The organism is Microbacterium sp. CCNWLW134 (genome assembly GCF_037083565.1).
In the GTDB taxonomy this organism is placed as follows: Bacteria; Actinomycetota; Actinomycetes; order Actinomycetales; family Microbacteriaceae; genus Microbacterium.
The window spans coordinates 343,496-370,193 of the sequence record NZ_JBAOJU010000002.1; the positions used below are offsets into that span (position 1 = coordinate 343,496).

At 70.5% G+C, this 26,698-nt stretch carries 21 protein-coding genes and 1 pseudogene; 13 read left to right on the forward strand and 9 right to left on the reverse strand.

Annotation, left to right across the window (positions count from 1 at the left end; genetic code table 11):
- Positions 1 to 29 precede the first annotated feature (29 nt).
- Entirely contained in the window at positions 30 to 197 is a 168-nt protein-coding gene (locus V6S02_RS12230) for a DUF3073 family protein (protein ID WP_124292140.1), read from the reverse strand.
- 162 nt (positions 198 to 359) lie between these two features.
- Between V6S02_RS12230 and V6S02_RS12235 the strand changes: the two genes are divergently transcribed.
- Positions 360 to 893, forward strand: coding sequence for a universal stress protein (locus V6S02_RS12235; protein ID WP_336401075.1), 534 nt, complete (start codon positions 360 to 362; stop codon positions 891 to 893).
- A gap of 12 nt (positions 894 to 905) precedes the next feature.
- On the opposite strand, the gene V6S02_RS12240 is transcribed toward V6S02_RS12235, so the two are convergent.
- On the reverse strand, positions 906 to 1,517 hold the full coding sequence (locus V6S02_RS12240) for a PadR family transcriptional regulator (protein ID WP_336401076.1): 612 nt from the start codon (positions 1,515 to 1,517) through the stop codon (positions 906 to 908).
- Positions 1,514 to 2,410, reverse strand: coding sequence for a DUF4097 family beta strand repeat-containing protein (locus tag V6S02_RS12245; protein ID WP_124292143.1), 897 nt, complete (start codon positions 2,408 to 2,410; stop codon positions 1,514 to 1,516). Before V6S02_RS12245 ends, V6S02_RS12240 begins: the two co-directional genes overlap by 4 nt.
- A gap of 159 nt (positions 2,411 to 2,569) precedes the next feature.
- Between V6S02_RS12245 and V6S02_RS12250 the strand changes: the two genes are divergently transcribed.
- The gene (locus tag V6S02_RS12250) at positions 2,570 to 3,328 is read left to right on the forward strand and encodes a MerR family transcriptional regulator (protein WP_336401077.1); all 759 of its coding nucleotides are present in this window, start codon (positions 2,570 to 2,572) and stop codon (positions 3,326 to 3,328) included.
- 99 nt (positions 3,329 to 3,427) lie between these two features.
- Here the strand turns inward: V6S02_RS12250 and V6S02_RS12255 are convergent, their stop codons facing one another.
- Positions 3,428 to 3,592, reverse strand: a complete 165-nt coding sequence (locus V6S02_RS12255; RefSeq protein ID WP_164478137.1) for a hypothetical protein — start codon at positions 3,590 to 3,592, stop codon at positions 3,428 to 3,430.
- Positions 3,593 to 3,833: 241 nt separating this feature from the next.
- On the opposite strand from V6S02_RS12255, the gene V6S02_RS12260 reads away from it, so the two are divergent.
- The 5 genes from V6S02_RS12260 to V6S02_RS12280 all read left to right on the forward strand — a co-directional run bounded on the left by V6S02_RS12260 (position 3,834) and on the right by V6S02_RS12280 (position 9,698).
- Positions 3,834 to 4,103 (forward strand): DUF7218 family protein, encoded by a 270-nt coding sequence (locus V6S02_RS12260; protein WP_336401078.1) that lies wholly within the window; start codon positions 3,834 to 3,836, stop codon positions 4,101 to 4,103.
- Positions 4,104 to 4,126: 23 nt separating this feature from the next.
- Positions 4,127 to 5,092 carry a DNA topoisomerase IB gene (locus tag V6S02_RS12265; protein WP_124292146.1) on the forward strand — a complete coding sequence of 322 codons (966 nt, stop codon included), beginning with the start codon at positions 4,127 to 4,129 and terminating at the stop codon, positions 5,090 to 5,092.
- A 46-nt stretch (positions 5,093 to 5,138) separates the two neighbouring features.
- The gene (locus V6S02_RS12270; protein WP_336401079.1) at positions 5,139 to 5,579 is read left to right on the forward strand and encodes a fluoride efflux transporter FluC; all 441 of its coding nucleotides are present in this window, start codon (positions 5,139 to 5,141) and stop codon (positions 5,577 to 5,579) included.
- A gap of 19 nt (positions 5,580 to 5,598) precedes the next feature.
- Entirely contained in the window at positions 5,599 to 5,985 is a 387-nt protein-coding gene (locus V6S02_RS12275) for a fluoride efflux transporter FluC (protein WP_124292147.1), read from the forward strand.
- 131 nt (positions 5,986 to 6,116) lie between these two features.
- On the forward strand, positions 6,117 to 9,698 hold the full coding sequence (locus V6S02_RS12280) for an efflux RND transporter permease subunit (RefSeq protein ID WP_336401080.1): 3,582 nt from the start codon (positions 6,117 to 6,119) through the stop codon (positions 9,696 to 9,698).
- A 229-nt stretch (positions 9,699 to 9,927) separates the two neighbouring features.
- Here V6S02_RS12280 and V6S02_RS12285 read toward each other — a convergent pair.
- A pseudogene (locus V6S02_RS12285) lies at positions 9,928 to 10,488 on the reverse strand (hypothetical protein); the annotation flags it as partial.
- 389 nt (positions 10,489 to 10,877) lie between these two features.
- Here V6S02_RS12285 and V6S02_RS12290 point away from each other — a divergent pair.
- On the forward strand, positions 10,878 to 13,070 hold the full coding sequence (locus V6S02_RS12290; RefSeq protein ID WP_336401081.1) for a DEAD/DEAH box helicase: 2,193 nt from the start codon (positions 10,878 to 10,880) through the stop codon (positions 13,068 to 13,070).
- A gap of 68 nt (positions 13,071 to 13,138) precedes the next feature.
- On the opposite strand, the gene V6S02_RS12295 is transcribed toward V6S02_RS12290, so the two are convergent.
- Positions 13,139 to 14,266, reverse strand: a complete 1,128-nt coding sequence (locus tag V6S02_RS12295; protein WP_336401082.1) for an Rv2578c family radical SAM protein — start codon at positions 14,264 to 14,266, stop codon at positions 13,139 to 13,141.
- A 109-nt stretch (positions 14,267 to 14,375) separates the two neighbouring features.
- Between V6S02_RS12295 and V6S02_RS12300 the strand changes: the two genes are divergently transcribed.
- From V6S02_RS12300 to V6S02_RS12310, 3 genes are all read left to right on the forward strand, one after another.
- The gene (locus tag V6S02_RS12300; RefSeq protein ID WP_336401083.1) at positions 14,376 to 15,530 is read left to right on the forward strand and encodes a M15 family metallopeptidase; all 1,155 of its coding nucleotides are present in this window, start codon (positions 14,376 to 14,378) and stop codon (positions 15,528 to 15,530) included.
- A 163-nt stretch (positions 15,531 to 15,693) separates the two neighbouring features.
- Positions 15,694 to 16,440: a bacteriorhodopsin gene (locus tag V6S02_RS12305; RefSeq protein WP_336401084.1), complete on the forward strand. Its 747-nt coding sequence runs from the start codon at positions 15,694 to 15,696 to the stop codon at positions 16,438 to 16,440.
- Between the two features lie 165 nt (positions 16,441 to 16,605).
- A complete protein-coding gene (locus V6S02_RS12310; RefSeq protein ID WP_336401085.1) occupies positions 16,606 to 17,769 on the forward strand; it encodes an acyl-CoA dehydrogenase family protein in 1,164 nt (387 codons plus the stop codon).
- A gap of 215 nt (positions 17,770 to 17,984) precedes the next feature.
- On the opposite strand, the gene V6S02_RS12315 is transcribed toward V6S02_RS12310, so the two are convergent.
- Positions 17,985 to 18,821, reverse strand: coding sequence for an energy-coupling factor transporter transmembrane component T (locus V6S02_RS12315; RefSeq protein ID WP_336401086.1), 837 nt, complete (start codon positions 18,819 to 18,821; stop codon positions 17,985 to 17,987).
- Positions 18,818 to 20,791: an ABC transporter ATP-binding protein gene (locus V6S02_RS12320; protein ID WP_336401087.1), complete on the reverse strand. Its 1,974-nt coding sequence runs from the start codon at positions 20,789 to 20,791 to the stop codon at positions 18,818 to 18,820. Before V6S02_RS12320 ends, V6S02_RS12315 begins: the two co-directional genes overlap by 4 nt.
- A 271-nt stretch (positions 20,792 to 21,062) precedes the next feature.
- On the opposite strand from V6S02_RS12320, the gene V6S02_RS12325 reads away from it, so the two are divergent.
- Positions 21,063 to 22,418 (forward strand): D-alanyl-D-alanine carboxypeptidase family protein, encoded by a 1,356-nt coding sequence (locus tag V6S02_RS12325; protein WP_336401088.1) that lies wholly within the window; start codon positions 21,063 to 21,065, stop codon positions 22,416 to 22,418.
- Here the strand turns inward: V6S02_RS12325 and V6S02_RS12330 are convergent.
- Positions 22,394 to 22,963, reverse strand: a complete 570-nt coding sequence (locus V6S02_RS12330; RefSeq protein WP_124292155.1) for an ECF transporter S component — start codon at positions 22,961 to 22,963, stop codon at positions 22,394 to 22,396. The genes V6S02_RS12325 and V6S02_RS12330 overlap by 25 nt on opposite strands.
- 142 nt (positions 22,964 to 23,105) lie before the next feature.
- Here V6S02_RS12330 and V6S02_RS12335 point away from each other — a divergent pair, with 142 nt between their 5' ends.
- Complete coding sequence (locus V6S02_RS12335; RefSeq protein WP_336401089.1) at positions 23,106 to 26,690, forward strand: S8 family serine peptidase; 3,585 nt, start codon at positions 23,106 to 23,108, stop codon at positions 26,688 to 26,690.
- Positions 26,691 to 26,698 lie beyond the last annotated feature (8 nt).

Here is a 26,698-nt window from a genome sequence, read left to right on the forward strand (position 1 = left end):
GACGCAGCGATCAGAGTGCGATGAGGCTGTCAGGCCTTCTCGTCCTCGTACTCGCCTGCCCACTTGTCGACGTACTCGTCTTCACGAGTCGGGGAGCCGAGCTCACGTTCGAGTGCAGAGTAGTTGATGCTCTGCATGTCGTACTTGAGCTCACGGGCGATCTTGGTGTTCTTCGCCTTCTGTCGGCCACGCCCCATGCGAGACCCCCTCATGTCTGAGCCGCGGGCTGTTGTGCGCGGGCTGTCCGCGACGGTTACCCGGGCAATCACGAATCCGGCAACGAACCGGCAAGAGTAGCATTCAGAATATCACGGCGCCCCGCCCGACCGGCGGCCCCACGACTGGTGAAACGAGGATATATGAGCGAGGCGGAATCTCAGACCGCGGGAATCGATATCGAGGCCCTGCGTGGTGCGGTCATCGCCGGGGTCATCCCGGGCCAGTCGCCCCGCGTGCTCAACGAGGCCGGCCGTTACGCGCAGCTCCTCCGCGTGCCTCTCGTCGTGGTCCACGTCGACGTCACCCGCTTCGTCACCTATGAAGATCCCGACGGCTACGTCCACTCGGCGCCGATCGACATCAACATCGCCTCCGGCGAGGCAGACATGAAGCTCATCGAGCAGGCGGCCGCGGCGGCCCTCGACGGGCACGGTGTCGACTGGCGCGTGCACCAGCTGGTCGGCGATCCGGCGCTGGCGATGAAGCACTTCGCCGACAAGGTCGACGCCAAGCTCCTCGTCGTCGGCACCCGCAAGCGCGGGATCGGCGAGTCGATCCGCGAGTTCTTCACGGGATCCGTCGCCGCGCGCCTGGCCCACCGTCAGCGCCGGCCGATCCTCGTCGTGCCTCTGGGTGAGCCGGTGCCCGAGGACGAGGAGATCTGGCCGGCGTGACGGCCGGGCGGGTCAGCCGCGCAGGGCGCGGGTGACCTCGCGGGAGATGCGATCGAGGTCGTCGCTGAGCTGATCGACGACGGATGTCGGGAGTTCGCCGCCCCGGGCGACGTGCGTCCTCAGGTCACCCCGAACACGCGCGCGGAACTCGGTGAGCGCCGCATCGGCGCGGTGAAGCTGTTCGCGATTGCGCCCGCGCGCGTCATCCGCCATCGTCCGTGCCTGCTCGCTGCCGGAGCGTTCGTCGACGCGGGCGGCGGCGAGATCGGCCCGGAGGCTCTTCATCGCCTCGCGGACGCTCCCGCGCACACCCTCGGCGATCAGGCGGACCGAGTCGCTGAGGCCCGCCTCGATCCCCTCGAGGTCGCTCGCCCGGGCGCGCACTTCGGCGCGTCCGGCCTCGGTGATCTCGTACACGGTCTTGCGGCCGTCGACGGTCTTGGTCACCAGCCCCTCCTCCTCGAGCTTGGCCAATCGCGGATAGATGGTCCCCGCACTCGGCGTATAGGTGCCGCCCGTGCGATCGGCAAGGGCCTGCATCACGTCGTAGCCGTGGCGGGGCCCTTCGTCGAGAAGGTTCAGCAGGTACAGGCGCAGGTCGCCGTGCGAGAACACCGGCGTCATGACCAGTCCTCCGTGCGGTGATCGTCGGCGCTCTCCACCTGAGCGGTGGGAGCCTCGGCGGGGGTGACGCGCGGTGCGCGGCGCAGCACCGTCAGGTCGCCGGAGACGGAGTTGGCGCGGACATCGACGAATCGTCCGCTGAGCTCCCCGGAAGATCCGCTGTAGTTGGTGGGCCCGCGACCGGAGCGGACCACGCCGTCGATCTGGATGCGACCGCTGACGCTGCGCACGACGTAGTTGGCGGGAAGCGTGTCGTCGATCCGGATCGTGGCGTCGCCGCTGACCGTGTTCAGATTGACGCTCTGGATGTCGCCCGACGAGTCGACCAGCATCGCTCCCGACACGGTGTCGATCGTGGCCTTGCGCAGCTCTCCGGTCGCGGTGACATCGCCCGAGACGCTGTTGGCTGTGAGGCCGCCGACGAGTTCGCGTACCTGCACGTCGCCCGAAACAGCGTTCGCGGTGAGGTCTCCGGCGTGGCCGTCGACGATGATGTCGCCGGACACGGTGTTCAGCCGAGCATCGGTGCGAAGGCCTGTGACCAGTGCGCTCGCGCTGACGACGCCGAGGTTGAGCGCGACCGAGCGCGGGACGGCGACGCTGATCTCAGCGCGCGGACCGCCGGCCCCGAAGTTGCGGAACACCTCGAGGAAGTTGTCCCACCGCAGCTGCGGGTGGTCGATCTCGACGGTGCTTCCCTCCGCGCCGTCGCCGGTGACCTCGATGCGGAGGTCTTTGACCGTGACCGAGTGCACCTCGATGCGGGCGCCGGGCTCGTCGTGGGCGACGACGTCGATCTGGCCGCCGACGAGCCCGACTTTGAGCGCGGCGACGTGCTCGAGGTCGATGACGCGGGTTTCGCCCGGGTGGATGATCCACTTCTCCAGACTCATGACTCCTCCAAACTGCGAGACGCGATATATCTCGTTGACGACGACGGTAACACGATATATCGCGTCCGGCCAGGACCAATGTGCCCGATGGGAGATATCCCGGCTTGACCTTGACGCAACGTCAACCTCTACGGTCGTTTTCGAAGGGAGGCACGAGCCATGGAGTGGTCGATTCAGCAGATCTCGCGAGCCGCGGGGACGACGAGCCGAACGCTGCGGCACTACGACGACATCGAATTGCTCGCCCCGACGCGTATCGGGAGCAACGGCTATCGGTACTACGACAGCTCGGCGCTGGTTCGTCTCCAGCGGATCCTTCTGCTCCGAGAACTCGGGCTCGGGCTCGAGCAGATCCGCGATCTGCTCGATCGAGACACGACCGAGGTGGACGCCCTCGAGAAGCATCTGGCCTGGCTCCGCGATGAGCAGAGCCGTCTGGCGCGTCAGATCGCGTCGGTGAAGGCGACCATCCACGCATTGAGAGGAGGTGAAGAACTGATGGCAGAGAACATGTTCGACGGGTTCGACCACACCCGGTACCGGGAGGAGGTCGAACAGCGCTGGGGCGCCGACGCCTACGCGCAGAGCGACCGCTGGTGGCGTGGGATGAGCGACGCGGAGCGCGCCGATTGGAAGACCCTTGCCGCCGACCTCGGCCGCGACTGGATCGCCGCCGCCGAGGGCGGCATCGACCCGGAGGGCGACGAGGCGCAGGCGCTCGCCGCCCGCCACGTCGCGTGGTTGCGCAGCGTGCCGGGGACCCCCGGCCAAGGGTCCGCCAGCGAGCTCGCGCAGTACGTGCGGGGCCTGGCCGACATGTACGTCGACGACCCGCGCTTCGCGGCGAACTACGGCGGGACGGCAGGCGCGCAATTCGTGCGCACTGCGCTGCTGCACCACGTGGACGCCCCGCGATGAGTGCACCCGAACGGAAAAGAGAAGGATGCCGCAGGCTCGAGGCCTGCGGCATCCTTTCGTCGTTCCCGCGCTCTGTCCGTCGCGCGCGGGTGCGGGACGTCAGGTCCGGCGGCTGCCGGTGATGACGCGGAACAGGAAGGCGATCAGGGCGATGACGCCGACGATGAGCGCCACCCACAGCAGCCACTGCAGGGCGGAGTTCAGGCCGCCGACAATGGCAAGCACGATCGCAACCACGATGATGATGATCAGGGCGAGGTTCATGGGGCTCTCCTTGTCCGTATTCGGCGACCAATGTCGGGTGCGCCGCGTGCCACTCGGCACTTTCACAGGTTCGCATCCCCCGGCCTCCGTCAGCAGGGGGTTGACGTCGCCCCTCGTGCGGTGTAGCTGCAGGGTGCCGCTATTCCTCGGGGTGGGAGGTTGTCAAGCCGCTGTGCAGGTGCAGCCATCGCCCTAACGTCGGCGGTGTGGTCGCTGTGCCGACCGCGCGGAAGGAGGCATCATGCCCCAGGGACGAGGCTCGTCGAGCCTGAAGGACCCCGAGCTCTACGAAGAGCTCCGCAAGGACGGAGCGTCGAAGGAGAAGGCTGCACGCATCTCCAACGCCGCCGCCCGCGACGGCCGCAAGACCGTCGGCCGCCGCGGCGGTGAGTCCGGCAACTACGAAGACTGGACGGTCGCCGAGCTCCGCGATCGTGCGAAGGAGCTCGGGCTGTCGGGATACTCGAACAAGAGGAAGGCGGAGCTCATCTCGATGCTCCGCGATCATTGAGCACGACCGCGGAGGGGCGACGCATGGCGCGACTGGTGCGGGTGCGTCCCGGTGACGATCCCGGCTATCGCCGGGTGCGCTCGGGATCGAGCTTCCGCTATGTCGACGTCCACGGGTCATCCGCTCCGGAAGAGGATCGCGAGCGCATCCATCAGCTGGTGATCCCGCCCGCCTGGCAGGATGTCTGGATCTCCAGCGAGCCGATGGGCCACATCCAGGCGGTCGGGGTCGACGAGGCCGGGAGGCGCCAGTACCTCTACCACCCGAAGTGGCGGGAGCGCCGCGACCGGGGCAAGTTCGCACGCGCCCTCACCCTCGCCGAGGCACTCCCTCGCGCGAGGGCGAAGGCGACCACGGCCCTGCGGCGCGACGATCTCAGCCGCGAGAAGGTGCTGGCGGTGTCATTCCGGCTGCTCGACGAGGGCGCGCCGCGGATCGGCTCGGCCCGCTATCTCGAGCGTCACGGCAGTCGGGGCCTCACGACGCTCCAGCGCCGCGACGCGTCGGTGGAGGACTCCGTCATCACCCTGTCGTTTCCCGCCAAGAGCGGGCAGCGCGCACTCATCCGCATCGAGGACGACGAGCTCGCCGCGGTCATCGAAGAGCTCAGCGCCGGCCGCCCGCGATCTGCGCTGCTGTCGTATCAGCGTGGCCGGCGGCGCGTGCCGTTGACCCCCGCCGATGTGAACAACCACGTCCGCGCTCTGACGGGGGGCCGCTTCACTGCCAAAGACTTCCGCACCCTGCGCGGCACGATCATGGCGGCCGAGGCGCTCGCCCGCATCGGCACCGTCGACACGGCGCGCGACCGCAAGCGCGCCGAGAAGCTCGCTGTGCGCGCCACCGCCGAGGCCCTCGGCAACACCCCCGCGGTCGCGCGCAGCAGCTACATCGACCCGAAGGTGTTCGCCCGCTATGACCGCGGGCGACTGCTCGACCTGACCATTTCGCCCGAGTCGGCGATCCGTCAGCTGCTCACCGGCCGCTGACCCGGCCGCCCCCGCGGCACCGGTGGGCGGCGAGTACTGTGGCCGGGTGTCCGTCCGACCGCGCATCCGCCCCGATGTGCTCCTCGCCGTCATGGCCGGCGGGGCGATCGGTGCGGGTCTGCGGGCGCTGCTCCTCCTGCCTGTCGCCGGCGGAGGTCGCACCGAGGTCGTCGCCGTCACCCTCATCGAGAACGTCGTCGGATCGTTGATGCTCGGCATCGTCGTCGCGATCCTCGGCGATCGCCGGCCGCGGCTGCGGGCCTTCGCCGGCACCGGCGTGCTGGGTGGATTCACGACGTACAGCACGTTCGCCGTCCAGACGGCGCAGCTGACCGTGCCTCCGGCAGTGGATGCTGCGGCGACCGCGGTCCTTCTCGCGGTGGCCTCGCTGCTGCTCGGCCTCCTCGCCGCGCTCGGCGGTCTCGCCATCGGCCGTCGGATCACCGGCGCGCGGCCGGGCTCCGATGCCCCGCGGGAGGCCGAGTGAACGAGTCCCGGGGCACGCCGTGAACGCCGTCGATCCGCTCGCCTTCCTGCTGCTCCTCGTCGCCGGTGCCCTCGGCGCGGGCGCCCGCTACGTCATCGACACCCTCGTGCAGCGCGCATGGATGCGGGCGTTCCCGCTCGGCATCCTCCTGGTCAACCTGACCGGGTCATTCCTCCTCGGCCTCCTCACCGGATCCGCGCTGGCGCTCGGCGACACCCTCGTCACGGTGATCGGGGTCGGCTTCCTCGGGGCGTACACGACCTTCAGCACCGTGTCTGTCGAGACGGTGCTCTTCGCGGAGCGGGGCCGATGGCGCCTCGCCCTCGGCAACGTGGTCGGCACACTGCTCGCCGGTGTCGCCGCGGCGGGTCTGGGCCTTCTCCTCGGCACGGTTCTCACAGCCTGACGTCCTCACGCGGATGAGATACTGAGGCGGCCGATACACTCCCGTATCGACGCGCCGGCGGCTCCGCCACAGCAGCAGCACAGCATGGAGCGCCGGGTCGCGGCATCCGGTGTCCCTGCAGAAAGCAGCTCATGTCGAACCTCGCCGTCCTGAGCCTGAAGAACCGCGCGCTCATCGCCCTCATCACGATCGTGGCGGCGCTGTTCGGCGGCATCGCGTTGAACAGCCTCAAGCAGGAGCTCATCCCCTCGATCGAGTTCCCGACGCTGATCATCGTCTCGACGTATCCCGGCGCATCGCCGGAGGTGGTCAACACCGATGTGTCGACCCCGATCGAGACGGCGATCCAGGCGGTACCGGGCTTGGAGTCCACCACCGCGACGAGCACCACCAACGCCTCGGTGGTGCAGGCGTCCTTCACCTACGGCACCGACCTCGCCACCGCCGAACAGAAGATCAACCAGGCGATCAACCGCATCGAGAGCCAGCTCCCCGACGGCCTCGACCCGAATGTGCTCAGTGCCAGCATCGACGACTTCCCCGTCATCCAGCTCGCGGTCACCGGGTACGACGACGAGGAGACCATCCAGTCGCAGCTCGAGGCGAGTGTGGTTCCCGACCTCGAAGACGTCGAGGGCGTCAACACCGCCCAGATCGTGGGCGGCACCGGGCAGCGCATCACGATCACGCCCGACCAGGCCGCGCTCGCCGCGGCGGGGTTCAGCCAGCAGGCGATCCGCGACGCGCTCGACCAGAACGGCGTGCTCTTCCCGGGCGGTGAGATCACCGAGAACGACGAGACCCTCACGGTGCAGACCGGTGTGAAGCTCGGCTCGGTCGACGACATCGCCGCGCTCCCGCTCGTGCCGACCGACGCCGCGCAGTTCGGTGCGGAGACGGTCACGATCGGCGACGTCGCGACGGTGGAGCAGGCCGAGGACCCGGTGACGAGCATCTCTCGGGTGGACGGTGAGCCGGCGCTGACGATCGCGGTCACGAAGCTCCCCGCAGCCAACACGGTCGAGGTGTCGCAGGGTGTGCTCGCCGCCCTCCCCGGACTCGAAGACGCCATCGGCGGCGCGGAGTTCACCGTCGTCTTCGATCAGGCGCCCTATATCCAGAAATCGATCGAGACCCTCGCCGTGGAGGGCACCCTCGGCCTCGTCTTCGCCGTCCTCGTCATCCTGGTCTTCCTGTTGTCGGTCCGCGCGACGCTCGTCACGGCGATCTCGATCCCCACGAGCGTCCTGCTCACCTTCATCGGTCTGCAGGGGTTCGGCTACTCGCTGAACATCTTGACCCTCGGCGCGCTCACGATCGCGATCGGTCGTGTCGTCGACGACTCGATCGTCGTCATCGAGAACATCAAGCGGCACTACGTCGGTGATGCCGACAAGAAGACCGCGATCCTCCTCGGTGTCCGCGAGGTCTCGACAGCGATCACGGCGTCGACGATCACGACCGTGGCGGTGTTCCTCCCCATTGCCTTCGTCGGCGATGTCACCGGCGAACTCTTCCGCCCGTTCGCCCTGACGACCACCATCGCGCTGCTGGCGTCGCTGTTCGTGGCCCTCACCATCGTGCCGGTGCTGGCGTACTGGTTCCTCCGGCCGGGCAAGCCGATCCTCGACGACAACGGCCGCGCCATCGACCCCGAAGACCCGGCGGCACCCCCGAGCCGGCTGCAGAAGGCGTACCTGCCGATCCTGCGCTGGACGCTCCGCCACTCGTGGGCGACCCTTCTCGTCGCCGTGCTGGTGCTCGGCGGCACCGTCGCGGCGATCCCGTTCATGAAGACGAACTTCCTCGGCGATTCGGGGCAGAACACCTTCACGATGACCCAGAGCATCGGGCCCGCCCCGAGCCTCGAGGCCGAGAGCGCCGCGGCCGAGGAGGTCGAGGCGATCCTCACCGACATCGAGGGCATCCAGACCGTGCAGGTCTCGATCGGCTCGAGCGGATCACCCCTGCAAGACGCCTTCGCCGGCGGCGGCACCGGCATCACCTACTCCATCACCACCGCTGACGACGTCGACCAGGTCGCCCTGCGCGAAGAGGTGCAGGAGCGCGTGTCCGAGCTGGACGATGCCGGCGAGATCACCGTCTCGGCCGCGCAGGGCGGCTTCGGCTCGACCGACATCGAGATCGACGTCACCGCACCCGATTCGCCGACCCTGCAGGAGGCGACCGACGCCGTGGTCGCGGGGCTCGACGGCCGGGAGGGGATCGGTCAGGTCTCGAACAACCTCTCCTCGTCACTGCCGTTCATCGCCGTCACGGTCGACCGCGACGCCGCTGCGGGGCTCGGCCTCTCGGAGGTCGCGGTCGGGGGCATCGTGTCGGCCGCCATGCAGCCGCAGTCTGTGGGCACGGTCGAGATCGACGGGACGTCGCTCACGGTCTACCTGACCGCCGCCGACACCCCGCTGACCATCGACGAGCTCCGGCAGCTGCAGGTGCCCACCGCCACCGGGCCGATCCCGCTCGAGCAGATCGCCACCGTCGAGGAGTCGGCGGGCCCCGCGTCGATCACGACCGAGGGGGGACAGCGCACCGCGACGGTGACCGTGACCCCCTCGACCGACGACCTCAACGTCGCCTCGGCGACGGTCACCGAGGCGCTCGCCGACGTCGATCTGCCCACCGGCGCCGACGCCGAACTCGGCGGCGTCGTCTCCGAGCAGCAGGACGCCTTCACCCAGCTGGGCCTGGCGCTCCTCGCCGCGATCCTCATCGTGTACATCGTCATGGTCGCGACCTTCAAGTCGCTGCGGCAGCCGCTGGAACTGCTGATCTCGGTGCCGTTCGCCGCGACCGGTGCCATCCTGCTGCTCGTCGTCACCGGCATCCCGCTGGGCGTGCCGTCACTCATCGGCGTGCTGATGCTCATCGGCATCGTGGTGACCAACGCCATCGTGCTCATCGACCTGGTGAACCAGTACCGCGAGAAGGGGCTGTCGTCGCACGACGCCACGATCGCGGGCGGGTCGCGCAGGCTCCGGCCGATCCTCATGACCGCGCTCGCGACCATCTTCGCCCTCACCCCGATGGCTCTCGGCATCACCGGCAGCGGCGGGTTCATCTCGCAGCCCCTCGCGGTGGTGGTGATCGGCGGGCTGATCTCGTCGACGGTGCTGACGCTCCTCGTCCTTCCGACGCTCTACAACCTCATCGAGGGAGCGAAGGAACGACGCGAGGCCCGCCGCCGACTCCGCGACGGCGAGGGTGCACTCGCCCCCGCCGAGGGTGCACTCGCTCCGGCCGAGAGTGCACTCGGCGTCGGTTCGGCGGGTCTCACCCGCCGCCAGCTGCGTCAGCAGGCGGGCGTCGCGACCGGCGCGATCGCCGTGGCCGTGCCCCTGATCGAGGAGGCTCCGGATGTCGAGACGCCGGCGGCGGACGATGAGGATGCCGCCGAGGGCGACGTCGTCCTGGAAGAGACCACGGTGCCCGACGATCTGCCGATGATCGAGCAGGACCCCGACATCGAGACGCCGATGCCCCCGGAGGAGTCGCTCGAGGAGTCGACGCCTATGGGTGGGTCGGCCGACGGCGATTCAGGTGCTGACGGACCGGAACCGGACCACGGCGAGCCGGCTGCTGAGGCCGACGAGGCGGAGTCGACGTCAGAAGGTGCATCGCCGGAAGGTGCATCGCCCGACGGTGTGTCGCGCGACGAGGAATCCGGCGACGAGGGGCGCGACGCGCGGTGACCGGCGCCGGTCCGCCGAGACGGCGGGCCGCGGCCTGCGTCGGGACAGCGGTCGCACCGAACGGGGTGATCTCGCGGCGGGGTGTGGCCGCGGCATCCGTCGTCGGGCTGATCTTCGTCGTGACGGCGCCGTGCGCGCTGACGGGCGCGCGATAGGCGAGCGCCCGCGGAAGCACGCCGAGCCACACGAGCATCAGCGAGAACGCCACGATCTCGAACAGCGCGAGCGTGATGAAGCCGGCGGTGAGGATCACCATGCCGATCGCGAGGGTCGCGACGCAGAACAGCGTGAACCGGCGGAAGGCGTGGTGGCGTCCGCGGATGCCGAGGCTCGACGCGACCATCGTGAGGAACGACAGCCCGAGGCCTGACGCGGCGAGGTCGTGGAGGACGACGCTGACGGGGATCGGGATCATCCCGACGACGGTGAGGTGCAGCCCCGCCGACACGACGGATCCGCGGAAGATCCGACGGGTGCGGCGACCCACCCCCTGCGGGAGGGCGACGGCCAGGAGCACGCCGTACGCGGCGAGGAAGAACCCCGAGAAGAGCACCGTGGAGTTGAACAGCTTGCTCGAGACCGTGCTGAACGTGCCGAGCTGCGAGAAGTGAAGGTGCCACCAGTCGGGGTCGGTGGTCGTGAGGATCGCCAGGAGCACGCCGACCGGCAGGGACGAGATCGCGATGGTGCCGAGGCGGTGGACGCGCGGCAGGGCGACGGGGGATGCCGGGAGCGTGGCCGCGAGCGCAGGGGGGAAGGGAGCCGTGGCCGGAAGGGTCGCGGTGGTCATGCTGCTCACGATCGGTCGGGCGACGACGGCGTACCGATGGCCGGTTGTGCCCAACCGCTCCTCCGGGAGGTCGACGCGGGTAAGGAAAGGAGGATCCCCCGGGCCAAGCGGTTCCAGCCCGTTGGTGTGAATGGTAGCGCGTGCACATGACAAGCGGACACGCCGTCAGTCGGGGCTCTCACAGGCTGGGACGGTAGGCTGGGGCACGTCGGGCTGAGGACACCGCCAAGTTGTGACGGCTTCTGTGAGTTCTCACGGCCGATTCCCGCGCCCTCTGCCATCGCGAGCCGGCGCTTCACACCACAGGAATGGCCCCCGGCCGGCGATTGCCCGGGTTGCTCGAGCGTGTTCTCGAGCGCTGTTCTCGTGCGAACACGAAGGACCTCATCATGAGCCCCAAGAACAAGAAGCCTGCCGGCGGACGTCCGGCACGCAACTACGACCCGCGCTACGCCGCGGGCTCGAGCTACCAGGACCGCAAGCGACGCCCCGCCGACGGCGCAGGCTCCGGCGGCTCCAGCGCGAAGGCCGGAAGCCGCAGCCCCGGACACCGCGGCTACCGCGCGAACGACGGTGCGACCGACAGCCGCCCGGGCGCCTCACGCGAGTGGGTGGCCCGCGAAGCGAGCGAGCCGAAGCGCCGCTGGAGCGCGCAGGAGAAGGCCGGCCGCGACGAGGCCCGCGCGATCCGTTCGCAGGCACGCGGCGACCGCGGCTCCTCATACGCCCGCCAGGGTGACGACCGTCCCGCCCGCCGCTACGACGGTGGCGACCGTCCGGCCCGCCGCTTCGAGGACGACCGTCCGCAACGCCGCTTCGAGGATCGTCCCGCACGTCGCTTCGAGGATCGTCCCGCGCGTCGCACCGACGACCGTCCGGCGCGTCGCACCGACGACCGTCCGGCCCGTCGCTTCGAGGACGACCGTCCGGCCCGTCGCTTCGAGGGTGGCGACCGTCCGGCCCGTCGCTTCGAGGGTGGCGACCGTCCGCAGCGTCGCTTCGAGGATGGCCGCCCGCAGCGTCGCTTCGAGGATCGGGCGCCCCGCCGAGATGACGACCGTCCCTCCCGTCGGATCGACGACCGTCCGCAGCGTCGCTTCGACGACCGTCCTGCGCGCTCCGGCGACGACCGTCCGGCGCGTCGGTATGACGACCGCCCCCAGCGCCGCACCGACGACCGCCCCCAGCGCCGCTACGACGAGGACCGTCCCGCTCGCCGCTTCGAGGACCGTCCCGCTCGCCGCTTCGAGGACCGCCCCCAGCGCCGCTCCGACGAGGACCGCCCCGCGCGTCGCACCGATGACCGCCCCGTGCGCTCGGCGCACGCCGAGGCGGAGCTCGATGTCGTCCACGAGCGCCTGCAGGCCGAAGCCGTCGAGGCTCACGAGGTCGAGAACGTCGGCTTCGGCGACCTCGGTCTCGGCGAGAACATCGTCAACCGCCTGACGGAGCTCGGCGCCTCGACGCCGTTCCCGATCCAGGCGGCGACCATCCCCTCGATCATCGAGGGCCGCGACGTGCTCGCGCGCGGTCGCACCGGTTCGGGCAAGACCATCGCCTTCGGCGCCCCCCTGGTCGAGGCGATCCTGCGCGCGCAGGCCGGACAGCGTCGCCAGCAGGGCCGCGCCCCCCAGGCGCTGATCCTCGCGCCGACCCGCGAGCTCGCCCTCCAGATCGACCGCACGGTGCAGGCGCTGGCGCGCAGCGTCGGTCTCTTCACCACCCAGATCTACGGCGGCGTGCCCCAGGCACGCCAGGTGGGCGCCCTCCGCAAGGGGGTCGACATCATCGTCGGCACCCCCGGACGTATCGAAGACCTTGTGGAGCAGGGCAAGCTCGACCTCTCGCAGGTGAAGATCGCCGTCCTCGACGAGGCCGACCACATGTGCGAGCTGGGCTTCCTCGAGCCGGTGCAGCGGATCCTCCGCCTGACCGCCGAGGGATCGCAGAAGCTCCTCTTCTCCGCCACCCTCGACCGTGAGGTCGCCGCTCTCGTCGAGGAGTTCCTCGTCGAACCGGCCGTCTACGAGGTCGCCGGCGAAGACCAGGACTCCAGCACCATCGAGCACCGCGTGCTCGTGATCGATCACCGCGACAAGGCCGAGATCGTCACCGCCCTCGCCGACCGCGACGGGAAGACCCTCGTCTTCGCCCGCACCCGCGCCTACGCCGAGATGCTCGCCGAGCAACTCGACGACGCGGGGATTCCGGCACTGGCGCTGCACGGCGACCTGAACCAGGGCAAGCGCACGCGCAACCTCGAGCGCCTGACCTCAGGCCGGGTGCGGGTGCTCGTCGCCACCGATGTCGCCGCGCGCGGCATCCACGTCGACGACATCGATCTCGTGGTCCAGGCCGACGCGCCCGATGAGTACAAGACCTACCTGCACCGCTCGGGCCGTACGGGTCGCGCGGGCCGTGCCGGCACCGTCGTGACCCTGGTCACGCGTCAGCGTCGTCGCCGCATGTCGGAACTGCTCAGCCGCGCCGAGATCGAGGCACCCTTCGAAGACGCCCGTCCCGGTGACGAGGTCGTCGAGGCCCTCGCCGGTCGTCCGACGGTCGCCGACCTCACCTCCTGACGCCCGACCTTCCGGCGTTCGGGCCGGTGCGCAGAGCGAGGGGGCCGACGAGGCGAGGGCGGGCAGGTTCAGAAGAGGGGCGGCGGCGCAGAGGCGGCACGTCGGCCGCGCGACGTCGTCATCACCGTGGCGGCCAGCCGCGCGCGGTCGGCGGCCTCGTGCGAGAGCGGCGTGCCGCCCGCGCCGGGGCCGCCCGCCAGCCCCGCGTACCGTGTGGCGCGCGGGTGCGCGTCATCCTCCGCCCCGCCCTCGAGGCGGTACGCGCGCAACAGCGGGCGCACCCGGCGCGCGAGCCACGTGCGGTACGCCTTCGGGGCGGTCGCCGAGACCCCCGGGTACAGCCCCCGGTACGACGACACCAGCTCGGGGCGCTCGCGCGCCAGCCACTGCAGGAACCACTCCTTGGCCCCCGGGCGCAGGTGCAGGGCACCGTAGACGACCCGCGATGCGCCGGCATCGCGGATCCGACCGAGAGCGTCGTCGATCGCCGCCACCGAGTCGGTCAGGTGGGGCAGGATCGGCATGAGGAACACCGTCACCGCGAATCCGGCGTCCACCGCCGCCCGTACGGTGTCGAGCCGCGCCGCAGCGCTCGGCGTCCCCGGCTCGAGAGCAGACTGGAGGGCGTCGTCGAAGACGGCGATCGACATCGCGATGGTGACCGGGACGGATGCCGCGGCATCGGCCAGCAACGGCAGATCACGTCGGAGCAGCGTGCCCTTGGTCAGAATCGAGAACGGCGTCCCCGACGCGCTGAGGGAGTCGATGATGCCCGGCATCAGTCGATAGCGGCCCTCGGCCCGCTGGTACGGGTCGGTGTTCGTGCCGAGTTGCACCGGGTCGCGCAGCCAGGTCGACTTCGCCAGCTCCCGTCGCAGCACCTCCACCGCGTTGATCTTGACGACGATCTGCGAGTCGAAATCCTTCCCCGCGTCGAGCTCGAGGTACTCGTGGGTTCCCCGCGCGAAGCAGTAGGAGCACGCATGAGAACAGCCGCGGTAGGGATTGATCGTCCAGTCGAAGGGCATCGCCGACGACCCCGGAACGCGGTTCAGCGCCGACTTCGCCATCACCTCGTGAAAGGTGATCCCCGCGAATTCGGGCGTCGTCACCGACCGCACCAGCCCGTTGAGGTATTCGAGACCGGGCAGCGCCGCGGCATCCGCTACGCCCAACTGCTGCCCCTGCCATCGCATGATTCCAGGGGAACACGTCTTCGAAACTCTGTCAAGGTCATGGCGGAAGATGATCGAAGATGGTCCGGCCGGGGTGGCCACAGGACGCACATGCGGGAAGAATGAGGGGGTGCAGGCGCCCCCTCCTCACACTCCTCCCCTCACCCGTCGCGAAGCCAGAGAGCGCGCCCGGGCGCTCGATGCTGTGCGCACGCCGGGCGTCGAGGCGGCGCCGGCGCGCCGGGGGTCTTCGCTCGGCGGCCCGGGTGTCCCCCTGGCGCGCCACGCGCGAAAGCGCCACCGTCGCTGGCCGTCGGTGCCCGTGACGGGCGCCCTCGTGGCGGCGTTCGTGTTCGGCTCGAGCGCCAGCGTCACCGCTGCGGTCACCGGCCTCACCCCCGACGCCCCGCCCCCCGCGGCCGCCGCACCAGAGGCATCCGCACCTCCCGCTCCGCTCAGTGCGTTCATCGCCCCGGCGACGGCGGCACCCACCCCGCCACCCCTGGCGCCCGTGCCGGCCACCGACCTTCCTGTCGTCGAGCAGCAGCAGGTTGCCGGACAGGATGTGTGCGCCGACCCCGCGGTGACCTCCGCGCTCGCCGCGCTGGACGAGGCTGCGGTGATCTCCGCGGTCGGCGGCATCGGGCCTTTCCGTGAAGCGGTCGCCTCAGGCACCGCGCCGTGCCTGCGCCTCGACGACCCGAACCTCAGCTGGGTGGTGGTCAACAAGACCCGCCCCTTCGCCCCGATCGATTGGGCGCCCGGCTCGGTCGTCTTCCCCGAGGGCGTCCGCAACCTCGGCGAGGGAGCCCTGGCCCCCGAGGCGGCCGCGGCGCTCACCGCGATGGTGTCCGCGGCGGCCGCCGCGGGCGTGGGCGAGATCGGGCTGCAGAGCGCCTTCCGGTCGCACACCACTCAGCAGACCTCGTACGGCGTCCAGGTCGCCGATCGCGGTGTGGAGGGTGCCGACCTCGTCAGCGCGCGACCCGGTCACAGTGAGCACCAGTCGGGCCTCGCCGCCGACGTCGTGCCGTGCGCGAATGGGGCCTGCGGCACCCTCGACGACCTCGCCGCCACACCGCAGGGGGCCTGGGTCGCCGAGCACGCGTGGGAGTTCGGCTGGATCGTACGGTACCAGGAGGGGCGGACGGATGTCACGGGCTACGCGCCCGAGCCCTGGCACCTTCGCTATGTCGGCACCGACATCGCGCGAGCGATGCACGAAGGCAACTTCACCACTTTAGAGGAGTTCTTCGGCCTGCCGGCCGCTCCCACCTACGGTTAGCACACGATCCCTCGCGATCGAGAGACCTTTACTACGGTTCGGCCCCGATGTCAAATCGTGGTTCTAGCCTGATCACAGGCGCCACACCGACGCCTCTCAGCACCGGCCGACACCGACGTTGAGCCCTTCGGCTTCCCCGCCGCCGTTGTCTCAAGGAGTGGTCATGGATTTCTCCATCGTGCAATCGTTCTTCATGCTCGGTTTCGTCGCCATGGCGGCCGGCACGTTCTGGTTCTTCATGGAGCGGAACGACCTCAAACCCGAATACCGATCCGTGGCGAGCTACGCCGCGGTCATCACGCTCGTCGCCGCGATCCTCTACTACGTGATGAAGGACGTCGTGCAGTTCCCCGGCGGCGACATCACGGCGGCGGAGGTCGATGCGACCCTGCCGCTCCGCTACATCGACTGGCTCATCACCACGCCACTGCTGCTGGTGGAGTTCGGCCTCATCCTCGCGATCGCCGGCGCGGTGCGTCGCGGTTTCGTGGCGCAGCTCATCGTCGCCGACATCATCATGATCGTGTTCGGCTACCTCGGTGAGATCGGCGTTCCCGGATCGGCGCCGAACTGGATCTTCTTCATCATCTCGGTGCTGGCGTGGCTGTACATCGTGTACCTGATCTTCACCGTCAAGGTGCCGGCGGGCGCTCCCGCCCACGTGCGCGGCGCCGTGCAGGTGATGCGGCTGTTCGTGGTGATCGGATGGTCGATCTACCCGCTCGGCACCGCCATCCAGGAGTTCATCGAGCTCGGCGGAGGCGACGCCGCCGTCGCGATCAGCATCGCCGCGGTGATCTACGTCATCGCCGATGTGCTCAACAAGGTCGGGTTCGGTCTCGTCGCCGTCCGTGCGGCGAAGAAGAGCAGCGTCGACGTCGTCGATGCCAGCCCGGGTGGCAAGCTCTGACCCGCTGACATCCACCGCCCGAGTGCCCCGCGGCCTGGACGCGGGGCACTCGTCCGTTGTCGGCCGGGCCGCGGCATCCGCTCTGTCATGAAACTGAGTACCCTTGCTCGTGACACTGAGGGTCGGCGTGACCCGCACTCGAAGACGAGAGAGGGAGGCCCGCTCATGGAGCGCGACATCTACGACGAGGACCACGAGGCGTTCCGCGACGTCGTCAAGGAGTTCTGCAAGCGCTACGTCACGAACGACAAGCGGGAGAAGTGGGATGCCGACGGGCAGATCGACCGCGAGACGCTGCGCGCCGCGGGCGACGCCGGCGTGATGGGACTCTCGGTCCCCGAGGAGTACGGCGGCGCCGGGATGCTGCAGGACTACCGTTTCCGCGCGATCGTCAACGAAGAGGTCATCGCTGCGGGTGCCGGGTCGCTCGCGGGGGCACTGGGCATCCAGGACGACCTCGCCGTGCCGTACCTGGTGCACATGGGCACCGATGCGCAGAAGCAGAAGTGGCTGCCGGGCATGGCCACGGGCGAGATCATCGGCGCCCTCGCGATGAGCGAGCCGGGCGCCGGCAGCGACCTGCGCGGCATCTCCACCACCGCGAAGAAGGTCGACGGCGGGTACGTCGTCAACGGGGCGAAGACGTTCATCTCCAGCGGCGCGAGCGCCGACGTCGTGGTCACCTTCGTCAAGACGGGGGAGGGCAACCGCCCCGAGGCGTTCAGCCTGCTGCTGATCGAGACCTCGTCGGAGGGCTTCGACCACGGCAAGAAGCTGCAGAAGATGGGCTTCCACGGCCACGACACCGCCGAGCTGTCGTTCACCGACGTGTTCGTGCCCGAAGAGAACCTCATCAGCGGCAAGGAGGGGCAGGGCTTCATCCAGCTCATGATGAACCTGCCGCTCGAGCGCCTGTCGATCGCCGTCGCGGGGGCGGCGGCCGCGCAGGCGGCGCTGGACTGGACCCTCGACTACACCCGCAGCCGCGAGGCGTTCGGGCAGCGGATCATCGACTTCCAGAACTCCCGCTTCCAGATGGCGGATGTCGCCACCACCGTCGACGCCCTGTGGGCCTACATCGACCGGGCCCTGCTGGCGTACCGCGACGGCAAGCTCAGCGCGGAAGAGGCCGCGAAGGTGAAGTTCTGGGCGACCGAGCGGGAGTGGGACGTGCTCGACGCCTGCGTGCAGCTGCACGGCGGGTACGGCTACATCACCGAGTACCCGATCGCCCGCGCGTTCCTCGACGCGCGCGTGCACCGCATCTACGGCGGCACGAATGAGATCATGCGCGAGATCGTGGGGCGTCAGCTCGCCGGCAAGCGCTGAGGCGCGGCATCCCTCCCTCGCCACCCCCTCCTCCGCCGCGCGTCGCCCGCGCCGCCTCGCAGAATCGCGTCGACGTCGCAGAATTCAACCGGAAACCTGCGACCTGCACGTGATTCTGCGACGCACGTCGAGAGGACTCGCTGCGGCGCGGGCGCGAGGTGCACGTGGGGGTGGGGTGGCGGCGCAGACTCGTCACCGGTCGCACGGCCTCGGTGTCAGCGGGGCAGCAGGGTGAAGAGTGCGGCGCTCGCGACCCAGAACGCCAGCGTGAAGACCGTGTCGCGCGCGCGCCACGGCACGAGGTGCCGCTCGGTGCGGTCGGGGTAGGCGCCGAAGGCGCGGGAGTCCATCGCCAGCGCCACCCGCTCGGCGTGCCGGATCGCGCCGGCGAGGAGCGGTACGACGTACCCGATCCACCGGCGGGCCGCGGCGAACGGCCCCCGCCCGCCGTGCGCGCCGCGAACGCGATGCGCCTGGCGGATCACCTCGAGTTCGTAGCCGAACCGCGGCACGAACCGGAACGCCGCGAGCGCGGTGTATCCGATCCGGTACGGCACCCGCAGTTGCTGCACCATCGCGCGCACGAGGTCGGGGCCGGTGACCGACAGCCCGGCGATGAGGGCGAGCGAGACGATCGCGGCGATCCGCATGCCGGTGGCCGCCCCCACCTCGAGGGCGCCGCCGTAGAGGGTCCAGTCGCCGATCCGCCAGACCGCGACGCTCTGGTCGACGCGCTCGGGGTCGGTCCAGAGGGCGAAGCTGAGCGCCAGCACCGCGGCGAAGGCCGGGATCGCGACGAGGAATCCGACGAGGCGCGGCGTGAAGCGCACCCCCACGAGCAGCACCGCGTACGCCAGCGCCAGGAAGGCGGCCGGGGTCGCGGCATCCCTCACGAACACCAGCCCGATCATCGCCGGCGCCGGCGCGAGGAGCGAAGCGAGCGGATTGATGCCGTACAGGAACCGCAGCGGCGACGCCTCGACGCGATCGGCGTACGGGTCGAACCGGCCGCGGGTCGCCTGCGCCGCGGTGACAGGCCCGGTGACCGTCACCGCGCACCGCCGGGAAGGTCGGCCAGGCGGGTGACCCGGCGGAGGGACGGATGCCGCTGCAGCGCCGTCATCGCGCGCGCGAGCGGTGGCACGGTGAGGCCCGTGGATTCGAGCAGGTCGAGGTCGGAGAGGATGTCGGCGGGCGCGCCTGCGGCGCGGATGCGTCCGTCGTCGACCACCACGACCCGGTGGGCGTGCTCGGCGACGAGCTGCATGTCGTGCGAGACGACGAGGACCGTGGTGCCCGAGGTGTTCAGGTCGCCCAGGAGCGCCAGAAGCTCGTCGGCCCGGGCGCGGTCCTGTCCGAACGTCGGCTCGTCGAGGGCGAGCACCGGCGCACCCGTCACGAGCGCCGTGCCGACCGACAGGCGACGCTTCTGGCCGCCCGAGAGGAGGAACGGGTGGGTGGCGGCTTTGTCAGACAGCCCGAAGCGCGCGAGGATCTCGGCCGTCCGCGCGCGGATCTCGTCGTCGGGGAGCCGCTGCAGGCGCAGCCCGTGCGCGACCTCGTCGAACACGGTGTGGGTGATGAACTGGTGCTCGGGGTTCTGGAAGACGAAGCCCACTCGGCGCGCGAGGGTGCGGATGTCGGCGCGGGCGACATCCGTCCTACCCACGGTGACGCTGCCCTTCGGGGGACGGATGACGCCCGCGATCGCCTGCAGCAGGGTCGTCTTGCCGGCGCCGTTGGCGCCGACGATGGCGACGAATTCTCCCGCGGCGATGTCGAGGTCGATGCCGTGGAGGACCTCGGTGCCGCCGCGTCGGATGGTGAGGTTTCGTACCTCGACGGCCGGGGTGGCTGCGGGTGCGGTCGCGGGGCGCGCGCGGCGCGCGGTGAGCGTGCGGAGCTCGCGGTCGGGGCGAGGAGATTCGGCCGAGACGCGGACGTTTCGCCCCGAATCGTCCGCGTCTCGACCGATCGTCCGCGCCTGAAGGGGGGAGGAGATGGGGTCTGGCGAGGACGTGGATGTGGGGGAGGGGGAGGAGATGGGGTCTGGCGAGGACGTGGATGCGGGGGAGGGGGAGGAGGTGGGGTCGGGCGAGGACGTGGATGCGGGGGCGGGGGAGGGTGCGGCGTCGAGCGCGGCGGTCAGCTCGGCGGGGGTCAGGGGGAGCGGGTCGAGGGCGTATCCCGCGGCGCGGAGCCGGAGCGCCGCGAGGGTCGACACCGGGAGCCACACGCCCATCGCGTGGAGCTCGTCTGCGCGGGTGCGCAGCACGTCGTCGGTCGAACCCTCCGCAAACAGCCGCCCGTCGGCGTCGAGGACGACCACCCGGTCGACGAGGCCGACGGCGGCGTCGAGATCGTGCTCCACGAGAAGGATCGCGCGGTCGCCCGCGGCGACGATGTCGGCGAGCGCGGCGTAGACCTCGTCGATGCCGCGCGGGTCGAGGTTCGCGGTCGGCTCGTCGAGGACGAGGAGCGGCGACCCGAGCGCGAGGGCGCAGGCGATCGCCAGGCGCTGCCGGCCGCCACCCGAGAGCCGGTCGGGGTTCTCGCGACGACGTTCCCACAGCCCGACCCGGCGAAGCGCCGCCTCGGCGCGTCCGAGCACCTCGTCGACCGGGAGCCGCAGGTTCTCAGGGCCGAAGGCGACCTCGTCGAGAAGCGTGCCGGTGACGAGCTGGGCGTCGGGGTCCTGGAAGACCATCCCCACCCGTGTGCTCAGGGTCGCCACGGGGGTGGCGCCCACGTCGAAGCCGGCGACCTCGAGGTCGCCGACGACCGCAGCGGGGATCGCCTGCGGGATGAGACCGTTCAGCGCCAGGGTGAGCGTCGACTTGCCAGACCCGCTGGGTCCCAGTAGCAGCACCACCTCACCCGGCGCGACGTCGAGGGTCGCGGCGGCGGGGGTCGCGGCATGGGCCCCCTCGTGCGTGATCGCGACATGCCGAGCGCGGAGGAGGCGCGGGGCGTCATCTCGAGCCGTGCGCGGGGCGGCGTGGTCGCGGGGATGGGCGGGCATGGGTCCTCGATGGCTCAGTACCCCCAACTTAGCCTGCCCTAACCTCGCGCGGTCGGGTGGTCTCGACGCCGCGGCCACCCCCCGGCGCGCCGGCTCCGCGTCGCCCTGTCCCGAACTCCTGCAGTTTCGCGCGTCGCGCGGCCAGAGACCCCGGATAGGAGCGCTGCGCGTGGAATCTGCAGGAGTTCGGGACGCCGCACCCCTCGACTCTCACCTGGGACTCGCGCTTTCCCGCGCGACGAGGTAAGCATGAGGGGCTGGAGGGGGAGCAGTGACGACGGAGCTGGACGAGCGGGGCCAATTCGCCGACTTCGACGCCCTCATGCGCGACGCCGCACGAGCGCCCGAGGGACTGGCCGACATCGATCCCGGTCGCCGCCGACGACGGCGGTGGATCGGCTGGACGGTCGCCCTGGTGATCCTGGCCCTGGTGATCGGCGCCCCATCGGCGTACGTGACCTGGGCGCTGACCGCGCCGCTCCCTGCCGCCTCGGCGACCTACACCGAACCGGCCGTCCCGGTCACCGCCGCCGCGACGCTCTCGCTCCCCGCCCAGGGGTCGTCGGCGATCAGCGTCGCCGGCGGAGACGAGTACCTCGGCGCGGAGGCGGCGGGCATCTGGGCGACCTCCGGTCCGCAGGAGCCGGCGGCGATGGCGAGCATCACCAAGCTCATCACCGCGCTCGTCGTGCTCGACGCCCACCCGCTCGCGAGCCCCGAGGACCAGGGGCCGACCCTGTGGTTCGACGGCGCCGACGAGGATCTCTACGACGCCTACTACGTGCAGAACGTCACCATCGCGCCGATGCCGGCAGGCAGTTCGATGACCCTCCGCGGCGCGCTCGCCACGATGCTCATCCCGTCGGCCAGCAACTACGCCGACGTGGTCTCGACATGGGCCTTCGGGTCACGGTCCGGCTTCGTCGCGGCGGCCCGCGCCTGGCTCGACGCCCACGGCCTCGCCCAGACCACCGTGGTCGACCCGACCGGCATCAGCCCCCGGAACACCAGCACTCCCGCCGACCTCATCGCGCTCGGACGCATCGCCGCGGCGCACCCCGACATCGCGGCGATCGTCGACACCCGGTCGGCGACGATCGGCAGCGCCGGCATCGTCAACAACACCAACGGCCTGCTCGGCACGGCCGGCATCACCGGCCTGAAGACCGGCAACCTCGGCGCCGGGACGTTCGCCTTCCTCTACACCTCCCGGCTCGACGTCGGCGTCGGCACGCCCCTCGCGGTGGTCGGCGTGGTTCTCGGGGGCGAATCCCGCGCGGCGGTCGACGCAGACGTGCTGCGGCTCCTCGGCAGCATCCAGGAAGGCTTCCACGACGTGCCCCTGGTGGCCGCCGGCCAGGAACTCGGAGACGTCACGACCCCGTGGGGTGGGGCGGCCCGCGTGGTGACCGCATCGGCAGCAGACATCCGCACCTGGTCGGACACCCCGATCACGGTGACCTCCGACATCCGCACGCCGGACACGTACGCCGACGGCGAGGTGATCGGCACGATCACCTGGACCGCCGGGCCGCGGACGGCGACCGTCGACGTCGTGGTCGAGGGCCAGATCGAACCGCCCACCGAGTGGTGGCGGTTGACTCACCCCGCCGAACTCGGGGGCTGAGGAATCCGCGGACGCACGCCGGCCCGGCGGAGTGCGCGACCGATGCCGAGCCCGACCGCGGTCCAGGCGATCGGGCCGATGACGAAGAGGGCGACGTAGACGACCTGCTGCCACTCGCGGAACTGCGCCACATCGGCGGCGAACCAGATCGCCGCGCCGATCACCACGCCCACGACGACGGCCGAGACGAAGAACCGCCACGGTTCCCACCGACGGTATCGGGTGAGGGCGGCCACCCCCTCCTGCAGCAGGCCGATGAGGATCGCCGTCCCGATGTAGCGACCGATCCACACCGGCACGACCGCGCTCGCCACGAGCGCCGCGATGAGATGCGTCAGCAGCGCGACCCAGGGCTGGCGCAGCAGCTCCTGCGCGATCACTCCGGGAAGGACATGGATGCCGAGGACGAGGCCGTACAGGATCGGCCAGGTCGCGACGATCACGCCGCTGACGGCTCCCGCTCCTGCCTGCAGCACGCCCGTCGCCACGCCGATGGCCGCGCACGTCAGGAGAACGCGGGTCGTCAGGGGCGCGGTTCGGGCCACGTCTCCAGCGTAGGGCGGATCTCATCGAGTTCTCATCTGGAATGCGTTCTCTGAGTTTCGCCTGTGAGTTACGTTAGCCCGACGTGCGCGCCGATGATGCCGCGCACGCCTCGCTCTACACCATCCTCGTTGGGAGCCTTCTATGGGTCGATCCTCCGTGAGAGCAGCCGCGGTCGTCACACTCGCCGCCCTGTTCACCGGGTCCGCAGCAACCGGCGCCTATGCCGCGACACCCGTAGAGGAGGTGACACCCCCCACTCCCATCGATTCCCCCACCGGTTCGTACATCGTGCTGCTCGAGGAAGAGCCCGTCGCGACGTACGAGGGCGGCGAGGCAGGGCTCGCGCCCACCAAGCCCGATGAGGGCGAGAAGCTCGACACCCAGTCGCAGGCCGTCGAGGAGTACTCCACTTTCCTCGCCGAACGGCAGCAGGATGTCGCGGCCGAGACCGGCGTCGACCCTGCGGCCACCTACCAGCTGACCCTCAACGGCTTCAGCGCGAAGATGTCGCCCGAGCAGGCCGCGAAGGTCGCCGGGACGGACGGCGTCATCGGCGTGTACCCCGATGAGATCCGTCACCCCGACGCGGTCCCCTCCACCGAGTTCCTCGGCCTCGAGGGCGCCGGCGGCGTGTGGGAGCAGGTCGGCGGTGTGGATGCCGCGGGTGAGGGCGTCGTCGTCGGTGTCATCGACACCGGTATCGCACCCGAGAACCCCTCGTTCGCCGGCGACCCGCTGGGCACGACGCCGGGCACGGGCGAGCCCTACCTCGAGGGCAACGAAGTCGTGTTCGACAAGGCCGACGGCACGCAGTTCCGCGCGGAGCGCGTGACCGGCGAGGCGTGGGACGAGTCGGCGTACTCCACCAAGCTCATCGGTGCGCGCTACTTCGGCGACGGCGCCGCCGCCGCCGGCTTCACCTTCGAGGCCGATTACCTCTCGCCCCGCGACAACGACGGGCACGGCTCGCACACCGCCGGCACCGCCGCGGGCAACGACCAGGTCGCCGCGTCGATCGAGGGCATCGACCTCGGCGCGATCTCGGGTGTCGCCCCGGCCGCGAAGGTCTCGGCGTACAAGGCCTGCTGGGCAGGCCCCGACCCGCTCGTCACCGAGGACGACATCTGCGCTCTGAGCGACCTGCTCGACGCGATCGACACCGCGGTGGCCGACGGCGTCGACGTCATCAACTACTCGATCGGTGGCGGCGCAGCATCCTCCACCTGGCAGCCGGACGACATCTCGTTCTTCAACGCGGCCATCGCGGGTGTGTTCGTGTCGGTCAGCGCCGGCAACAGCGGCCCCGACGCCTCGACCGCCGACCACGCCTCGCCGTGGTACGCCACCGTCGCCGCGTCGACGATCCCCACCTGGGAGGGCAGCGTCCAGCTGCCGAACGGCTTCCTCGAAGCCGGCGCGTCGGTCACCGTGCAGGAGGGTGAGGAGGTCACCGGCCCGGTCGTCTACGCCGGCGACATCCCCGCCGCGGGCGCGAACGCCGCCGATGCCGCGCTGTGCTTCCTCGACACCGTCGACCCCGCGCAGGCCGCGGGCAAGATCGTCGTCTGCGACCGCGGCGTGAACGCGCGCGTGGAGAAGTCGCAGGAGGTCGCCGCCGCCGGCGGAACCGGGATGATCCTCGTGAACGTCACCCCCGGGTCGCTCGACAACGACTTCCACTCGGTTCCGACCGTGCACCTGGATGCCGCTGCGCGCCCCGCGCTGCTGGACTACGTCCAGAACACCGTCGACCCCACGGCAACCCTCATCGGCGGAAACATCACCGGCAACGAGACGCCGGTGCCGCAGGTGGCGGGCTTCTCGAGCCGCGGCCCGATGCTCGCCGACGGCAGTGATGTGCTCAAGCCCGACATCGCCGCCCCCGGTGTGGCGATCCTCGCCGCGGTGCAGAACGATGCCGACGGCAACCCCGCGTACGGCGTGCTCTCGGGCACCTCGATGGCGGCGCCGCACATCGCCGGGCTCGGCGCGCTGTACCTCGGCGAGAACCCGCTGGCCACGCCCGACGAGGTCAAGTCGGCGATGATGACCACCGCCTACGACACCGTGAACGCCGATGGGACGGCGAACACCGACCCGTTCGCGCAGGGCGCCGGCCAGGTCGACGCGCGACGCTTCCTCGACCCGGGCCTGCTGTACCTCAACGGCCCGGCCGACTGGGCGGCGTTCGTCGAGGGCGTGGGGAACTTCGACTTCGACGGCATCGAGCCCATCGACGGCAGCGACCTGAACCTCGCCTCGATCGCGATCGGCACGCTCTCCAGCGAGCAGACCGTGACCCGCACCCTCACCGCGACGCGCCCCGGCACGTACACGGTGGATGCGTCGATCCCCGGCGTCAACGTCTCGGTCGAGCCGTCGACGCTCACCTTCGGGGCGGCAGGCGAGAGCCAGTCGTTCTCGGTGACGATCTCGAACGCCACGGCTCCCGTCGAGCAGTGGGCCACGGGCTTCCTCACCTGGACCGGCGGTGACGGCACCACCGCGCGCTCGCCGCTCGCGGTGCAGCCCGTGACGGCGGATGCTCCGGCGACGGCCTCGGGCGAGGGGATCACCGGCAGCACCGACGTGACCATCACGCCCGGCGTGACCGGCGACCTCGCACTGAACCTCTCGGGCCTCGCGCCGGTGAGCCTGCTCACCGACCCCGCGAACCCCGTCGAGGGCCACACCGGAAACGAGAACTCCGGTGACGAGAACGGTGACGTCGCGTGGATCGTCGACGTGGCCGAGGGTGCGACGCTCGCACAGTGGAAGCTGGACTCGTCGGATGACGAGGGCAGCGACCTCGACCTGTTCGTGTACCGCGTGGTCGCTCCGGATGACCTCCGCTACTACGAGTCGTGGTCTTCGGCGACGGCGTCTGCCGACGAGCAGGTGAGCCTGGACGACCCCGAGGCGGGGACGTACCTGGTCATCGCGAACATGTACTCGATCACGCAGCCCCTGACGTGGGATCTCACGTCGGCGGTCGTCACCCCGGGTGGCGCGGGCTCGTTCACCGCGACGCCGAACCCGCTGCCCGTGCAGCAGGGCGTGCCCGCGACCTACACCGTCTCGTGGTCGGGCCTGGAGGCCGAGACCCGTTACCTCGGTGTCGTCGGCTACGGCGACTCGGCGGTGCGGACGGTCGTCGAGGTCGACGCCGGGGCCGCGGCTCCGGTCGCGGTCGAGGCTCCGTCGATCAGCGGAACCCCGAAGATCGGACGCACCCTCACCGCCGACCCCGGCACGTGGGACCCGGCCGAGGTGACGGTCGCCTACCAGTGGCTGCGTAACGGCGAGCCGATCGAGGGGGCGACCTCCGACCGCTACCGCGTGACCCGCGACGACCAGGGCGCCGCCCTGTCGGTGCGCGTCACCGCCACGGCCGAGGGGAACATCAACCCCGGCACCGCGACGAGCGCCGAGGTGTTCGTCAAGGTGGCCTCCGACACGCGGGTGAGCCTCAACCGCTACGTCGGATCGAGCTCGCAGGAGTTCGTCGCCACCGTGACGGTCTCGGCCCGGAACGGCGTCGTGCCCGAGGGTGAGGTGACCCTCTTCGTGGATGCGAAGAAGTACACCGGCACCCTCGTGAACGGTCAGGTCGCCTTCCCGCTGCCCAAGCAGAACCGCGGCGTGCACGTCGTGGTCGCGCAGTACGGCGGCAGCGACACGGTCGAGACCTCGACAGGACTCTCCGGATTCCTCGTGCTCCGCTGACGCGGAGT

What these genes read in the sequence shown, in the direction of transcription:
- V6S02_RS12295 (WP_336401082.1), bottom strand. Translation starts at nt 14,266, where the DNA reads ATGCGATGGCAGGGGCAGCAGTTGGGCGTAGCGGATGCCGCGGCGCTG.
- V6S02_RS12235 (WP_336401075.1), top strand. Translation starts at nt 360, where the DNA reads ATGAGCGAGGCGGAATCTCAGACCGCGGGAATCGATATCGAGGCCCTG.
- V6S02_RS12290 (WP_336401081.1), top strand. Translation starts at nt 10,878, where the DNA reads ATGAGCCCCAAGAACAAGAAGCCTGCCGGCGGACGTCCGGCACGCAAC.
- V6S02_RS12245 (WP_124292143.1), bottom strand. Translation starts at nt 2,410, where the DNA reads ATGAGTCTGGAGAAGTGGATCATCCACCCGGGCGAAACCCGCGTCATC.
- V6S02_RS12255 (WP_164478137.1), bottom strand. Translation starts at nt 3,592, where the DNA reads ATGAACCTCGCCCTGATCATCATCATCGTGGTTGCGATCGTGCTTGCC.
- V6S02_RS12320 (WP_336401087.1), bottom strand. Translation starts at nt 20,791, where the DNA reads ATGCCCGCCCATCCCCGCGACCACGCCGCCCCGCGCACGGCTCGAGAT.
- V6S02_RS12305 (WP_336401084.1), top strand. Translation starts at nt 15,694, where the DNA reads ATGGATTTCTCCATCGTGCAATCGTTCTTCATGCTCGGTTTCGTCGCC.
- V6S02_RS12260 (WP_336401078.1), top strand. Translation starts at nt 3,834, where the DNA reads ATGCCCCAGGGACGAGGCTCGTCGAGCCTGAAGGACCCCGAGCTCTAC.
- V6S02_RS12230 (WP_124292140.1), bottom strand. Translation starts at nt 197, where the DNA reads ATGGGGCGTGGCCGACAGAAGGCGAAGAACACCAAGATCGCCCGTGAG.
- V6S02_RS12250 (WP_336401077.1), top strand. Translation starts at nt 2,570, where the DNA reads ATGGAGTGGTCGATTCAGCAGATCTCGCGAGCCGCGGGGACGACGAGC.
- V6S02_RS12265 (WP_124292146.1), top strand. Translation starts at nt 4,127, where the DNA reads ATGGCGCGACTGGTGCGGGTGCGTCCCGGTGACGATCCCGGCTATCGC.
- V6S02_RS12280 (WP_336401080.1), top strand. Translation starts at nt 6,117, where the DNA reads ATGTCGAACCTCGCCGTCCTGAGCCTGAAGAACCGCGCGCTCATCGCC.
- V6S02_RS12335 (WP_336401089.1), top strand. Translation starts at nt 23,106, where the DNA reads ATGGGTCGATCCTCCGTGAGAGCAGCCGCGGTCGTCACACTCGCCGCC.
- V6S02_RS12240 (WP_336401076.1), bottom strand. Translation starts at nt 1,517, where the DNA reads ATGACGCCGGTGTTCTCGCACGGCGACCTGCGCCTGTACCTGCTGAAC.
- V6S02_RS12310 (WP_336401085.1), top strand. Translation starts at nt 16,606, where the DNA reads ATGGAGCGCGACATCTACGACGAGGACCACGAGGCGTTCCGCGACGTC.